We start from the raw sequence: 12,955 nt of genomic DNA, 5'->3' as shown, positions 1-12,955 counted from the left end.
GACCCGGCCCATGGAACGCCTCGGCCACCATCGAGTTTGGATTCGAAAGGAGCGCGATGTGACTGATATCACTCCGGAAATCAGCGACGCCCTTTACGACCCTAAGGCCGGCGGCGCTCACATGCGGTTCTGGTGCTCGATGCACGACCCCGAAGCGTTCTGGTTGCGCCATCCCGATGTCGCCCGCTGCGAAGCCACCTTCCTGATGGGCGAAGAGATCGGCGACCAGGGCTACGAGGTGCGCCTGTGGCTGACCCACGAGGGCTGGGAACGCGCCCTGCGGCCCGGCGTCGATCGCTCCGATCATGCCCAGTTCGACGCCATAGGCGGCCGGACCTCCGCCCGAGGTCGGTCCTGATGTGCAACGAATACGCCCGGCTGATCGCCCTGGCGAAGCTGAACGCCGCCCTGGCGGCCAAGCAGTTGCCCCTGTTCGAATGGGCTGAAAACCAGATTCCCAACGACCTGGACGGCAAGGACAGCGTCAGGATCAGCGACACCGCGCCCGTGTTCCGGTTCGATGGCGAGCGCCTGGTGGCGTCGATGACGCCTTGGGCCTGGAAGGCGCCGAACGGGCGGCCGGTGTTCAATTACGTCACCGAGACGAGACCCGGCTCCAGTCAGATCCGAAACTTCACCCAGAGCGACCGCGTGCTGGTCCTGGCCACCGGTTTCTACGAGTTCACCGCGCCGACGGACCCGAAGACCAAGCTCAAGGACAAGCACCTTTTCACCCTCAAGAACCAGGATTTCTTCTGGATCGCGGGCGTCGTCAAGGAAGGCGCGTTCACGCTGCTGACGACCGCGCCGGGTCCGGACCTGGCGCCCTATCACGACCGGCAGGTCGTCATCCTGCCGCCGTCGGACGGACTGGCCTGGTTGACCCTGTCCAAGCCGTCCCAGACCCTGCTGCGCACGCTGCCCGAGGGGTCTTTGGCGGTGACCACGCTGCGGCGGGACGGGATGGATCTGGCGGCCTGACGGGCCGCAGGCGCCGCCGTCGGCCGACGGCGGCGGCGACTCAGGAGCGGGCCTGTCCCGGACGGGGGAGAAGCGCTTGAATCGTACAGACAACGCCGGTCGGCTCGAAGGCCAGCGTGACCTCGCCCTTCAACTCGCCAGCCAAGCTTCGCTCGATCATCCGCGACCCAAAGCCGCGACGCTTGGGCGCGACGACCAGCGGTCCGCCCGACTCGCGCCAGCAGAAGACAAGGCGATCCTGCTCTGCCGTCTGAACAGTCCAGGAGACGTCAACCTGCCCGCCTTGCGCCGACAGCGCGCCATATTTGGCCGCGTTGGTCGCCAATTCGTGCAGGGCCAGGGCGAAAGGCACCGCCTGGGCGTCGTTCAACAGCACCGGGCAGCCCTCAATCGCGATGCGCCCGCTGGCCATGAACGGTTCGAGCGCTGTGCGGACAAGCGCCGCCAGGCCGCCCGACCAGCCGGTGCTGGTGATCAAGTCGTGGGCGTCCGAGAGGGCCGCCAGGCGGTTCTCGAAGGTCTGACGCAAGGGCGAGGTTCCGAAGGTCTGCGCTGAAATCGCCTGGATGGTGGCCAGCAGGTTCTTGATCCGGTGGCTAAGCTCCCCGTTGAGCAGTCGGGCTCGTTCCAGGGCCGCCAGGTAGCTGGTCTCGTCGCTGAACGTGCACAGCGCGTAGCTGTCATAAGGCGTATCGATGGCCGTGGCGCTGACCGAGAGGTCGATCATCTCGCCATCGGGACGGCGGTAGCGCAACGGTTCGTCGATTATGGTTTCGCGGCGCAGGACCGCGCGCGCCGTGGGATACTCCTCTGCGGCGTAGGGCCGCCCATCCGGGTGGACGCCGCCATAGGAGCCATAGTCGGGCAGGACCTGTCCGAGCATGTCGTGGCCCATGATCGCCGCCGAGGCCTTGTTGTAGAGCAGCAGTTGGCCGTCAGGAATGGCGGCTAGGATGACGCCGACCGGGACCTGGTCCAGCACGGCCTGTAGCCGCGCCTCCTTCTCGCGCAGGCGCTCCTCGGCCCGCGCCCGCTCGGCCGCGTGCCAGGTGCGCCGCGCGGTCTCGTTGATCAACAGGAGGTCCTGATCGCTCCAGCGACGCGGCCGCGTGCTGGAGACATAGAGCCATCCTCGCAGCGTCCGTTCGAAGACCAGGGGCGTCTCGACGAAACCCGCCACGCCGATCTCAGCGAACGCCGAAAGCACGGCGGTCTGTCGCGCGAAGACTTCGCCGACGTCGGTCACGACCATGGGTTCATTGCGATTGAGCGCGGCGAGCCTCTCGGGTCCGTAGACGTCCACGGCGTGCCGACCGCGCATCGAGGGCAGGCTCCCCGAGAGCCATTCGCTCGCGACGTAACCGACGAAACGATCGGGCTCCAGCTCCACCAGACCCACCGAATCAACGCCAAGCTGGCGCCCCAGGTGAGCGCAGGCGAAATCGACCGCGGCGCGGGCGCTGACGTGGGCGTTCAGGCCGTCCTGCAGCGCCAGCAGAAAGGGGCTTGGATCGATTTGGGTCGCCTGATCTTGGACTGTGCTCACTGGTCGCCCCGCCGGCCTGCGCAACTTGCAGAAGCTCTACCTTCGATACCGCGATACTCGGGACGCCCGCTAGAAAAACCTGTCTGTAGCCTACGTCTCGTGACGCCGAGCCCCTGAACAGGCGCGTCAGAAGCCGTCCCGCCGCGGCCGATGGGGGGGCGCCCGCAAAGGCCCATCGCGCCGCAGGCCTCCAGCCCCCGCCCTCGCGTCCGGCGCGGCCGTCGACCGCCGGCGGCGCGCCGTCGGTCTTGCCCCGCCACAAGGCAGGCGAGGCCTTCCGACCTCTGGCCGCAAGGCTCCACGGAACCAAAGGCCGCGTCTTCCGCTCAAGCGTTGCTTTGTTGGAGGCGTCCTCGTGTTCGACAAGAAACCCGCTTCACCCGCCGCCGGACGAGTGATCCTGACCTATGGCCGCAGCCTGATGGCCTTGGTCATCGCCCGCTCCCTGGCCCAGCGCGGGGTCGAGGTGATCGGCTGCGACGACGTCGACCTGACGGTGCTGTCGTTCTCCAAGCACGTGCAGGAAACCTTCACGGTCGCGCCCTGGAGGACCGCGCCCGAACAATTCCTCGACGACCTGGAGGCGGCCGTACGGGACTACGCGCCGCGCGATGGCCGGCCCTATGTCCTGATGCCGGTGTTCGCCGAAGCCGAATTGATCGCGCGCCATCGCGACCGTTTCGAACCGACCGTCAAGCTTGCGGTCCCCGAATGGAAGAGCATCGACCTCGTCCACCCCAAGCACCACCTCGCACGACTGGTCGAGCAGGCGGGCCTGCCAGCGCCCCGGTCCTGGATCATCGACAGTGACGACGCCTTGGCCAGGATCGCGCCAGAGCGAGACTACCCGCTGATCGTCAAGCCGAGCACGGGCGAGGGCGGTCGCGGGGTCAGCATCGCCGCTTCGCCCGACGCGGCGATCACGCAGGCCCGGGAGCTCGGCTTCAATCCGCCGCCCTTGCTGCAGCAGTTTGCGCCTGGCCAGGACTACTGCGTAGCGGTTCTGGCCAGGCAGGGACGCCTGACGGCCATGATGGCCTATCGCAACCTGACCACCTTCCCGCGCAAGGCGGGGGCCGGCGCGATGCGCGAGACCGTCGATGCCGAGCCCTTCCGCGCCGCCACCGAGCAATTGCTGAGCGCCACCGCCTGGACCGGCCTGGCCGAGCTGGATTTCCGCTGGGCCGGCGGGCCAGCCGACGCGCCGCAGCTGATCGAGGTCAATCCGCGCTTCTGGGCGGGGATTTTTCACTCGATCCAGACCGCGGTCGATTTTCCCTGGCTCCTCTACCTGCAAACCATCGGCAAGCCGCTCGACGATGTGGGCCAGCCCAATATCGGCGCGCGCACCAAGACCCCCGGTGTCTGGCTTCTGGCCGCCATCGAGGAGATCGCCGCTTCGGCCCCAAGGTCGGCGGCGGCGGGCCAGGCCTGGCGCGCCCTGCGCGACCGGCTCACCGCCGGTCAGTGGGCCGACCTGCGGCGCGATCTTGGCCAAGCCAGCGGCGTGCAGTCCCTGGGTGAGATAACGGCGCGGCTGCGCGCGGCGCTCGCCGAAGGGCGCCAGGCGCCGAGCGAACTGAGCGCCGACGATGATCCCCTGGTCGGCTTGGGCGCCCTGTTCGTGCTCAGTTCCTTGGTCAAGCATGGCCGCCTGCCCGATGAGCTGACGTACGAGGCCGGCGCGGACGCCGGCCCGGGCGGCGTCAGGACGCGCCGCTCCAGGCGTCCCACGATCGGCGTCACCATGCCCGACCATGGCGAGACCCCAGCGTGGCTGGCCTTGAAGGTGGCGGTTTGGCTCGCTGGCGGACGGGCGGTTCGCTTGACGGCGCGGGCGCCGCGCGATCCTCGGACGATCGACGGCCTGATCTTCGGCGGCGGCTCGGATGTCTATCCGCTAAGCTTCGAAGGACAGCCCAAGCCGGGCTATCGCTATGACCTGGCGCGTGGCGACATGGAGGCCTCCTGGGTCCTGGCGGCGCGCCGACACGACCTTCCGGTTCTGGGTGTCTGCCGCGGCGCCCAGATGCTCAACGTCCTGGCTGGCGGAGCCCTGCATATGGACCTGGCCGCCTTTGAAGGCGCCAACCTCAAGCCGACGGCCTGGCAAAAGCTGACGGCGCGCAGGGCCGTGGCCGTACGGCGGACCTCCCGGTTCGGCCAGATCGTCGGCCGCGGTCGGCTGATGGTCAATGTCATCCACCAGCAGGCGATCGACCAGCTTGGCGTGGGTCTGACGGTCGCGGCGCGCCAGGACAACGGGGTGATCCAGGCCATCGAGGATCGCTCTCGAAGATTCTGGATCGGCGTTCAGTTCCACCCCGAGCTTCTGATCTATCGCCCTGTCCATCGCCGGCTGTTCAAGGCCCTGGTCGAGGCCGCCCGTCGCCGCCGCGCCGAGCGATCCGCAGTGGCCCCCGACCCGAGAGGCGGGGGGTGACGGACGATCTGACGGCGCGCCTGACGGCCTTGGCCCAGACCAGCGGGCCTTGGCTGGGGCCCTTGCTGGCCGGCGCGGCCTTCGCCGAGGCCCTGGTGGTCATCGGCGTCTTCGTGCCCATCACCCCTGTGCTGGTGGCGATCGGGGCGGCCATGGGCGGCGGCCTGCTGGGACCGGGGCTGCTGCCCTGGGTGATGGCGGGCGCCTTCCTGGGCGCGGCGGCGTCTTACGAATTTGGCCTGTATCTGCGCGTGCGCGGCCTGCAGCCGCCGCGCTTGCCGGCCAAGGCCCGCCAGTTGGCGCAAAGCCTCTTCCTGCGTCATGGAGCCGCCGCCATCCTGATCGCGCGCTTCCTGGGCCCGCCGGCCACCGTGACGCCCTGTCTGGCCGGATGGTCAGGCTTGCCGCGCGGTCGGTTCCTGGCCGCCAACGCCCTCGCCAGCGTGGCCTGGCCGCTGGCCATGGTCGCCATCGGCGCCCTGGGCGGCTGGATCGCGACGCGCTAGCGCCTCGATCTCGCGCAGGTCGCGCTGGCCTGGACCCATGCCCGACTGGGCGCCCGGCATGCGGCAGGCAGCTCGGGCGGCCGCGCGTCCCTGCCAGGTTCCGTTCGTGAACGCTTGTCCGAGAGACGAGTTTTTCTCAGCGCCCTCGGCCTGAAGGCGCTGATCACGTCCGCACGCTCTGTTTCACAGTGTTGCATCATGGTTCTAACGCCCAATCTCTCCTCCGACTTCGTCACCCTCTTTGTCACCATCGGTCCGATCGACACGGCCGCGGTGTTCGCCGGCCTGACCGCCGCGACATCCGGACGCGAGCGCCAAGGTCTGGCGCGACGCTCGGTGCTGATCTCCGGCGCGGTGATGATCCTCTTTGGACTGCTTGGCGGTCTGGTGCTCTCGCTCCTCCATGTGACGCTTGCGGCCTTCCGCGTGGCCGGCGGAGCGCTGCTCTTTCTCCAGGCCTTGACCTTGACCTTCGCCAGTCCGGGCCTGTCCTCGATCAATGACAGCGAGCGGCGCGAGGCCCAGGGTCTTGACGACATGGCGGTCTTTCCCCTGGCCTTCCCCTTGATCGCCGGACCCGGCAGCCTTTCGGCCATGGTTCTGCTGGTCGGGCGGGCCACGACCCTTGCCGCTCAGGCGGCGGTCTTCGCCAGCCTGCTGGCCTGCCTGCTCCTGACCTATGGCGCGATGCGGATCGCCGGGCCGCTGATGCGCTGGCTGGGCAAGACGGGCGCCGACGTCGTGGGACGGATTTCCGGGGTATTGCTGGCCGCGCTCGCCGTGCAGTTCGTCTTCGACGGCTTGCGTCAGGCCGCGCTCTAGCCGCGCCTGCAACCGACGGCAGAGCGGTCGGCCGGCGTGATCGGGATGATCACGCTCGGAGCGCGCTGCTCCGGCGCTGTCGCCCAGAGTCTGCGCGACTGCCCGCTCAGCGCCCGGGGGGCGAAAAAGCCTCTGCGGAGCGGTGCGGCCGAGTGCGACGGGCGCAAGCGTCCCCTGGCGCGACGCCTGTTTGCGTCGTCGCAACGTCTAGGCGGCCATGTCCTTCTGGCGAGCGGGGTCATCGTCAAGCAGGTGGCTCGCTGAGGGCCGGCTTGCGCCGTCAAGCCAGCGACCGACCAGCCGGCCATCGCGGCCGTGGATCCAGACTTCGCCTTGCGGGTCGGCGGACGCCAGGGCCCTGGCCCGCCGCTCGGCCTCGCCTGCGGTCTTGAAGAACAGCACTTCGCCCGTCTGGCTGATTTTAACGCACCAGCCGCCCTCAAACGGCGACACGACATAGACGGCGTTCATTCCAGATCCCACGCTCGATCAAGACAAGGTCAAGCTCTGAACGCCGCTCGCGGGGATCGGTTCGCTAGCGCGTCTGCCCGTCGTACGGGCGAGGATCGCCGGGATCGAGCGGCGGCGGCTCATTCGGGACGAGGTCTGGGCCCGGCGGATCGACGATTTCCGGCGGCGCGCGGGAGGGATCGAGTTCCGGCGGCGGTGGATCGGCTTGCGGGGCCGCGGCGGATTTGGTCATGATCGGGTTCCTGGCGTCGCGGCCAAACGCTCAGGACGGCGGCCCGCTCCAAGCTGGATCCACGGAGATCATGCGCCTGGCCGCCCAGCCCGACGAAGCCGCGCCTGGACGGACTGTAGATCTGGATTGCGTCGCTCATGGCGCGCGCGACCAACGGCGCAAGCGACGGCGTTTCCTCGGCGAGGGCCGCGGTGACGGCCACCATGGTGGCGAGGTCTCGCTCCAACAACCGGCGGCGCTGGTCGGTGATCCGTTCGCGCCAACGCTCGCCGCCGCCGCTCGGCAGGGCGGCGAGCGCGCGATCGCAGTCGGCGATCAACGCGGCGACCCGTCGCTCCAGCCCGATCGCCCGCGCGCAGGCCATGAAGTCTTGTTCCACCATCACGTCCCCCTTTCCGCGCCCGAAATCAACAAGGCCCTAACGGCCTTGAGGCAGAGCAACGTCCCGGAGTCGAAAAGCGGCCCTTGACGTCCGCTTGGGCGCGGCCTGCCGCGCCGACCGCCATCGACCCGGCACGGCTGGCGGGCGCTGGGCCCTGCTCGGAGGCGACCGCATCAGCCGGGGCGCACCCCGTGCGAGGGCTTGTCATCCCAGGCCGGTCATGCGGTCGCATTGCGTTTCGGCTCCGACGCACGGGATGCGCATTCGCAATGCTGACGGCCCTACGAACGCCTGGCGTCAATCGAGGAACCGCTGTCCCTGCGCCGGCTGCGGGGACCTCGACCTCAGCCGCTGGCGGCTTTTCGCGCGCCCCCCTTGGCCGCGGCGGGTCGCAACAGGCGAAGGGCCTGGCCGCCCACGGATCGGATCCCGGCCGCGCCCATGGGATCATCGCGTTCAATCGCTCGCGCCCCGCTTTCGACGCGCTCGGTCATGGCCGCGACGATGGCGTCCATGTCGATGTCCGAGCCGCCCTTCCGGGCCAGTTGGAGCAACTGCGACAGGGTGGTCGACATGACCAGCTCATGGCCCATGACCCTGGCCTTCAACAGCTGAAAATCGTCGCGAAGGTCTCTGATGTCCTGCTCGATGCCCATGGCGGTTCCTTTCGGTCCGGCTAGGGTCCGAGGATGCCAGGCTTGACGCCAATGCCGATGGCTCAGCGCCCCTGGGCCTCGATTTCTCCAAGAGCTGGCCAGATCCGTGGCGTCCGAAAGGCGGCGGCGGCCCCTGGACTTGCAACGCTCGCCACTCTAGGCGCTCAATCTCGGTGCGCGGCGCTCAAGACGCGCGCCAGCGGCGGCTCCGGCAAGCCGCCGTGCACGGGGCGCCAGGACGACTTATCCACCGCATTTTGCTTGCCTATCCGGCACGGATCGCGGCAATGCGCATTTCACCGTGAGGCTGCGCGCCTTGGCGCGGGGCAGGTGTCGGCGTGACTGCGAGGGGGATAGCATGGCCTTATGGGGTCTGGTCGCGTTCGGGCGTCCGCGCTCTGGGGTCCCGCCGCTGCGAGCGTGCGCGAACGCCATCGCCCGGCGGATCGGCCGTCCATGATCGGCCAGGACAGTCTGTCCACTAAGACTCTGGACAATCGCGCCCTCAGCTTCCTGGCGGGAGGCGGCGAGCTGGGCGCTATGATCCGCGCTCACGACTGGTCCGCGACGCCGCTGGGTCCGCCTGAGCACTGGCCGCAAAGTCTGAAGACCACGGTGGGCATCATGCTGACCTCGCGCCAACCGATCTGGGTCGGCTGGGGTCCAGAGCTGACCTACCTCTACAACGATCCGTACAAATCAATCATCGGCGGCAAGCACCCCTGGGCGCTGGGGCGGCCGACCCGCGAGGTCTGGAGCGAAATCTGGCCTGACATTGGCCCGATGCTCGAAACGGCCATGGGCGGCCGCGAGGGCACCTTTGTCGAGGAACAGCTCCTCATCATGGAGCGCAACGGCTACCCGGAGGAGACCTACTACACCTTCTCCTACAGCCCGGTGCGCGGGGACGACGGGCTGCCCGGCGGCATCATCTGCGCCAACAGCGACGACACTCAGCGGGTGATCGGCGAGCGGCAGCTGGCCTTGCTGCGGGATCTGGCGGCCGAGACGGCCACGGCCAAGGACTGGCGCGAGGCCTGCGACCAGGCCGCCAAGGCCCTGGCGCGCAATCGTCATGATGTGACCTTCGCCCTTCTCTATGTCGTGGAGCCTGGCGCGGAGCAGGCCGAACTGGCCGCGGCCACCGGTGTGAGCCCGGGCGACCCGGTCGCGCCGGCGACGTTGGCTCTGGGCGATGCGGCGATCTGGCCGATCGGCCAAGCGCTCGCGGGCGGGGCCGCCGTAACGGTCGACCTGGCGGCCCTGGCCTGAGGGAGAAGGGCGCGTGGGATCGTCCGTCAAACCAGGCGATGGCCTTGCCGCTCGCGAGCGCCGGGGACACAGGTCGCCAAGCCGTGTTGATCGTGGGCCTGAGCCCCTATCGCGCCATCGACGAGACCTACCGCAGCTTCCTGAGCCTGGCGGCCGGCCAGATCGCCTCGGCGATCGCCAGCGCCGAGGCCTATGAAGCCGAACGTCGGCGCTCCGAGATCCTCGCCGAGCTCGATCGCGCCAAGACCACGTTCTTCTCCAATGTCAGCCACGAGTTGCGCACGCCCCTGACCCTGATGCTTGGGCCGCTCGAAGAGCTCCTCGCCGGCGCGTTGACGCCGGAGGTCCGAGAACAGGTGAGTCTCGCCAGCCGCAATGGCGGCCGGCTGCTGCGACTGGTCAACAGCCTCCTCGACTTTTCACGCATCGAGGCCGGGCGCGTCCGGGCCAACTACGCGGCGGTGGATCTGGCCGCCTACAGCGCCGAGATCGCCTCGTCCTTCCGTTCGATCATCGAGAAGGCCGGTCTCCATCTCGATATTCAAGCCAAGCCTTTGCCGCATCCGGTCTATGTCGACCCGGAGATGTGGGAAAAGGTCCTGCTGAACCTGCTGTCCAACGCCTTCAAGTTCACACTCCAGGGAAAGATCACCCTGACCGTCGAGCCGACCGGCGACGGGCGCTTCGTCGAGGTGTCGGTAAGCGACACCGGGATCGGCGTGCCAGCCGGCGAGCTCCCCAAGCTCTTCGAGCGCTTCCACCGCGTCGAGGGCGCCCAGGGCCGCAGCGTCGAGGGCAGCGGCATTGGTCTGGCGCTGGTCCACGAACTGGTGCGTCTGCACGGCGGTCAAATCGCCGTCCAGAGCGTGGAAGGGGAGGGGACAACCTTCAAGGTCAGCCTGCCGATCGGCCACGCCCATCTGCCGAGCGACCAGGTCCGGGCGGCCGCGCTCCTTGCGCCCGCCAGCCGCATCGGCGACTACTTGGAGGAGGCCGCGCGCTGGCTTCCAGGCACGGCGTTTGGCGGCGATGGCCTCGAACCGGCCCCCGTCGCGTGGCGCGCGTCCAGCCCTGAGACCAGGCCGCGGGACGGCAAGCGGATCCTGCTGGCCGACGACAACGCCGACATGCGCGGCTACGTGGCCAGGCTGCTTGAGGGCCAAGGCTATCGCGTCGACGCGGTCGCCGACGGTGCGGCGGCCCTGGCGGCCGCGCGCGCCGCCCCGCCCGATCTGCTGCTGACCGATGTGATGATGCCCAAGCTCGACGGCTTTGGCCTGTTGACGGCCATTCGCGGCGATCCGGCCACCCGCAGCGTCCCGGTGATCCTGCTGTCGGCGCGGGCCGGCGATGAGGCCAAGATCGAGGGCCTCGACGCCGGCGCCGACGACTATCTGGTCAAGCCGTTCGCCGCGCGCGAGCTTCTGGCCCGGGTCAACGCCAACGTTCAGATGGCCGCAATTCGGCGCGGGGCCGACCGCGCCGTCTGGGCCAGCGAGCAACGGTTCCGGATCAGCGAGGACCGCCTGCGCCTGGCCCTGTCGTCGGGTGGCGTGGGCGTGTTCGAGTGGGAAATCGACAGCGACAGCGTCGCGGTCCTGGGGTCCGTATCCAGGCTCTACGGCGTCGACCCGGCCGCCGCCGAGAGCGACGGACTGCCGTTGCAGGCCTTCATCGGCGGGATCCATTCTGAGGATCGCGACCGCGTCCAGAGCGCGATCGCCCAGGCCGTGGAGCACGGGTCCCATTTCCATGCCGAGTATCGGGTGACCGGCGCGGGAGAGGAACGCGACGTGATGGCGTTCGGCGACCTGCATACGCGTCCTGGCAAGGTTCGCCTGCTGGCCGGCGTGATCGTCGACGTCACCGACTTGCGCCGCGCCGAGCGGGATCTCCTGGCGCTCAACCGCGATCTGGAGCAGCGCGTCGCCGAGGAATTGGCCCAGCGCATGCAGGCCGAGGAGGCGTTGCGTCAGGCCCAGAAGATGGAAGCGGTCGGCCAACTGACCGGCGGCGTCGCCCACGACTTCAACAATTTGCTGACGGTGATCATCGGCGGCCTGGAGACCTTGCGGCGCGCCGGCGCGGCCGAGGAGGCCCGGGCCAAGCGGGCGCTGGACATGGCCCTGCAGGGCGCGCAGCGCGCGGCGGGCCTGACCAGTCGCCTGCTGGCCTTTTCGCGCCGCCAGCCGCTCGAGCCCAAGCCGCTCGATCTCAACATCCTCGTGCGGGACATGACCGATCTGCTGCACCGAACCCTGGGCGAACAGATCGAGCTGGAAGGCGTGCTGGCGCCGCGGCTCTGGTCGGTCGAGGCCGACCAGAACCAGCTGGAAAGCGCGCTGATCAACCTGGCGGTCAACGCCCGCGACGCCATGCCCGAAGGCGGCAAGCTGACGATCGAGACGGCCAATACCGAGCTGAGCGATCACTACGCCGCCCAGGACGCCGAGGTCATTCCCGGCCAATATGTGATGATCTCCGTCAGCGACAGCGGCTCGGGCATGTCGCGCGAGACCTTGGCGCGGGTGTTCGAGCCGTTCTTCACGACCAAGGAGGTCGGTCGCGGCACCGGTTTGGGCCTGTCGATGGTCTACGGCTTCGTCAAGCAGTCGGGCGGCCACGTGACGGTCTACAGCGAGGAAGGGCAGGGCACGACGGTGAAGCTCTACTTCCCGCGCCACCACGCGGTCGCCGCGCCGCAAAAGGCGGCCGGCCCGGAAACGGCCCCAAGCGGCGTCGACGGCGAGGTCGTGCTGGTGGTCGAGGACAATGACGACGTGCGCGCCTATTCGGTGCAGATCCTCCAAGAGCTTGGCTACGGCATCATCGAGACGATCAACGCCGAGCAGGCCCTGGACGTGCTGCGCAGCAACCGGCGTATCGACCTGCTGTTCACCGATGTTGTGCTGCCGGGCAAGAGCGGCCGAGTGATCGCCGACACCGCCCAGGCCCTGCGGCCCGGGCTGAAGGTGCTGTTCACCACCGGCTATTCCCGAAACGCTATCGTTCATCAGGGCCGCCTCGATCCGGGCGTGCAGTTGATCGGCAAGCCCTTCACCTTCGAGCAGTTGGCGGTGAAGATCCGTGATCTGTTGGATCGTCGGTAGACACATCGACGAATTTCTCGGCCGATGGGACGTCACGCCGTCTTGAACGCGCCATCGCCGCGGGCCGCCAAACCCGAACGCGGGTCCCTGCCTTAGCGTCACGAGACCAAGCGACCGATGGGTGCCTTGAATGCCGCATCAACTGGCGCTATATTGCGTCAGAATTCGAGGAGCAAATAGCAATGGCGCTGCAGGCCTATGCCGACGAAGGCTTCTTCGCGCCGGGCAAGATCGCCGACGTGTTCCGCACCACCAGCGAAGAGGTCGCGCGCACGGTGGGGCTTGGCCGTGACGCAGTCCAGCGTAAGGAACGCGTGCGGTCCGACCGCACCCAGCGGCGACTTCGCGAGATGGTCGAGATCGTCAACAAGGTCGAGCCCAGGTTCGGCTCGGCCATGATGGCCTACGCCTGGTATCGCTCAGAACCGCTGGCCGGCTTTTCGGGGCAGACCGCCATGCAACTGGTTCGGGACGGGCGCGGCGATGAGGTGCTTGACTATATCGACGCGGTGGACGCCGGCGTCTACGCTTAAG

General features: G+C 68.5%; 13 protein-coding genes. 9 read left to right on the top strand and 4 right to left on the bottom strand.

The window, feature by feature from the left end; all coding sequences use genetic code 11:
• Positions 1–58: 58 nt before the first annotated feature.
• Both I4Q42_RS10980 and I4Q42_RS10975 read left to right on the top strand, forming a co-directional pair.
• The gene (locus I4Q42_RS10980) at positions 59–358 is read left to right on the top strand and encodes a hypothetical protein (RefSeq protein ID WP_198576114.1); all 300 of its coding nucleotides are present in this window, start codon (positions 59–61) and stop codon (positions 356–358) included.
• Positions 358–981, top strand: coding sequence for an SOS response-associated peptidase family protein (locus I4Q42_RS10975; RefSeq protein ID WP_198576113.1), 624 nt, complete (start codon positions 358–360; stop codon positions 979–981). The genes I4Q42_RS10980 and I4Q42_RS10975 overlap by 1 nt, the downstream gene beginning before the upstream one ends.
• Before the next feature lie 40 nt (positions 982–1,021).
• Here the strand turns inward: I4Q42_RS10975 and I4Q42_RS10970 are convergent, their stop codons facing one another.
• On the bottom strand, positions 1,022–2,551 hold the full coding sequence (locus tag I4Q42_RS10970; protein ID WP_198576112.1) for a sensor histidine kinase: 1,530 nt from the start codon (positions 2,549–2,551) through the stop codon (positions 1,022–1,024).
• A 331-nt stretch (positions 2,552–2,882) separates the two neighbouring features.
• On the opposite strand from I4Q42_RS10970, the gene I4Q42_RS10965 reads away from it, so the two are divergent.
• The 3 genes from I4Q42_RS10965 to I4Q42_RS10955 all read left to right on the top strand — a co-directional run bounded on the left by I4Q42_RS10965 (position 2,883) and on the right by I4Q42_RS10955 (position 6,298).
• Positions 2,883–4,970, top strand: coding sequence for a gamma-glutamyl-gamma-aminobutyrate hydrolase family protein (locus I4Q42_RS10965; RefSeq protein WP_198576111.1), 2,088 nt, complete (start codon positions 2,883–2,885; stop codon positions 4,968–4,970).
• A complete protein-coding gene (locus I4Q42_RS10960) occupies positions 4,967–5,476 on the top strand; it encodes a DedA family protein (protein WP_198576110.1) in 510 nt (169 codons plus the stop codon). Before I4Q42_RS10965 ends, I4Q42_RS10960 begins: the two co-directional genes overlap by 4 nt.
• Positions 5,477–5,590: 114 nt before the next feature.
• Complete coding sequence (locus I4Q42_RS10955; protein WP_198576109.1) at positions 5,591–6,298, top strand: MarC family protein; 708 nt, start codon at positions 5,591–5,593, stop codon at positions 6,296–6,298.
• Between the two features lie 207 nt (positions 6,299–6,505).
• Here I4Q42_RS10955 and I4Q42_RS10950 read toward each other — a convergent pair whose 3' ends face one another.
• Both I4Q42_RS10950 and I4Q42_RS10945 read right to left on the bottom strand, forming a co-directional pair.
• Entirely contained in the window at positions 6,506–6,769 is a 264-nt protein-coding gene (locus I4Q42_RS10950; RefSeq protein ID WP_198576108.1) for a DUF2188 domain-containing protein, read from the bottom strand.
• Between the two features lie 64 nt (positions 6,770–6,833).
• The gene (locus I4Q42_RS10945) at positions 6,834–7,001 is read right to left on the bottom strand and encodes a hypothetical protein (RefSeq protein WP_198576107.1); all 168 of its coding nucleotides are present in this window, start codon (positions 6,999–7,001) and stop codon (positions 6,834–6,836) included.
• On the opposite strand from I4Q42_RS10945, the gene I4Q42_RS10940 reads away from it, so the two are divergent.
• Positions 7,000–7,470: a hypothetical protein gene (locus I4Q42_RS10940; protein WP_198576106.1), complete on the top strand. Its 471-nt coding sequence runs from the start codon at positions 7,000–7,002 to the stop codon at positions 7,468–7,470. The two genes, I4Q42_RS10945 and I4Q42_RS10940, sit on opposite strands and share 2 nt — an antisense overlap.
• Before the next feature lie 257 nt (positions 7,471–7,727).
• On the opposite strand, the gene I4Q42_RS10935 is transcribed toward I4Q42_RS10940, so the two are convergent.
• Complete coding sequence (locus I4Q42_RS10935) at positions 7,728–8,039, bottom strand: hypothetical protein (RefSeq protein WP_198576105.1); 312 nt, start codon at positions 8,037–8,039, stop codon at positions 7,728–7,730.
• 456 nt (positions 8,040–8,495) lie between these two features.
• On the opposite strand from I4Q42_RS10935, the gene I4Q42_RS10930 reads away from it, so the two are divergent.
• The 3 genes from I4Q42_RS10930 (at position 8,496) to I4Q42_RS10920 (ending at position 12,954) form a co-directional block, all read left to right on the top strand.
• Positions 8,496–9,311 carry a PAS domain-containing protein gene (locus I4Q42_RS10930; RefSeq protein ID WP_198576104.1) on the top strand — a complete coding sequence of 272 codons (816 nt, stop codon included), beginning with the start codon at positions 8,496–8,498 and terminating at the stop codon, positions 9,309–9,311.
• Positions 9,312–9,394: 83 nt separating this feature from the next.
• Complete coding sequence (locus tag I4Q42_RS10925) at positions 9,395–12,421, top strand: ATP-binding protein (RefSeq protein WP_198576103.1); 3,027 nt, start codon at positions 9,395–9,397, stop codon at positions 12,419–12,421.
• A 182-nt stretch (positions 12,422–12,603) separates the two neighbouring features.
• Positions 12,604–12,954 (top strand): antitoxin Xre/MbcA/ParS toxin-binding domain-containing protein, encoded by a 351-nt coding sequence (locus I4Q42_RS10920; protein ID WP_198576102.1) that lies wholly within the window; start codon positions 12,604–12,606, stop codon positions 12,952–12,954.
• Position 12,955 lies beyond the last annotated feature (1 nt).

This window comes from Caulobacter hibisci (assembly GCF_016135805.1).
In the GTDB taxonomy this organism is placed as follows: Bacteria; Pseudomonadota; Alphaproteobacteria; order Caulobacterales; family Caulobacteraceae; genus Caulobacter; species Caulobacter hibisci.
Note: the sequence above shows the minus strand (reverse complement) of the source record. Positions and strands in the feature narration are given on the sequence as shown.

Coding starts and splice junctions, on each gene's coding strand:
- I4Q42_RS10975 (WP_198576113.1), top strand. CDS start 358: ATGTGCAACGAATACGCCCGGCTGATCGCCCTGGCGAAGCTGAACGCC.
- I4Q42_RS10930 (WP_198576104.1), top strand. CDS start 8,496: ATGATCGGCCAGGACAGTCTGTCCACTAAGACTCTGGACAATCGCGCC.
- I4Q42_RS10950 (WP_198576108.1), bottom strand. CDS start 6,769: ATGAACGCCGTCTATGTCGTGTCGCCGTTTGAGGGCGGCTGGTGCGTT.
- I4Q42_RS10935 (WP_198576105.1), bottom strand. CDS start 8,039: ATGGGCATCGAGCAGGACATCAGAGACCTTCGCGACGATTTTCAGCTG.
- I4Q42_RS10920 (WP_198576102.1), top strand. CDS start 12,604: ATGGCGCTGCAGGCCTATGCCGACGAAGGCTTCTTCGCGCCGGGCAAG.
- I4Q42_RS10940 (WP_198576106.1), top strand. CDS start 7,000: ATGATCGGGTTCCTGGCGTCGCGGCCAAACGCTCAGGACGGCGGCCCG.
- I4Q42_RS10945 (WP_198576107.1), bottom strand. CDS start 7,001: ATGACCAAATCCGCCGCGGCCCCGCAAGCCGATCCACCGCCGCCGGAA.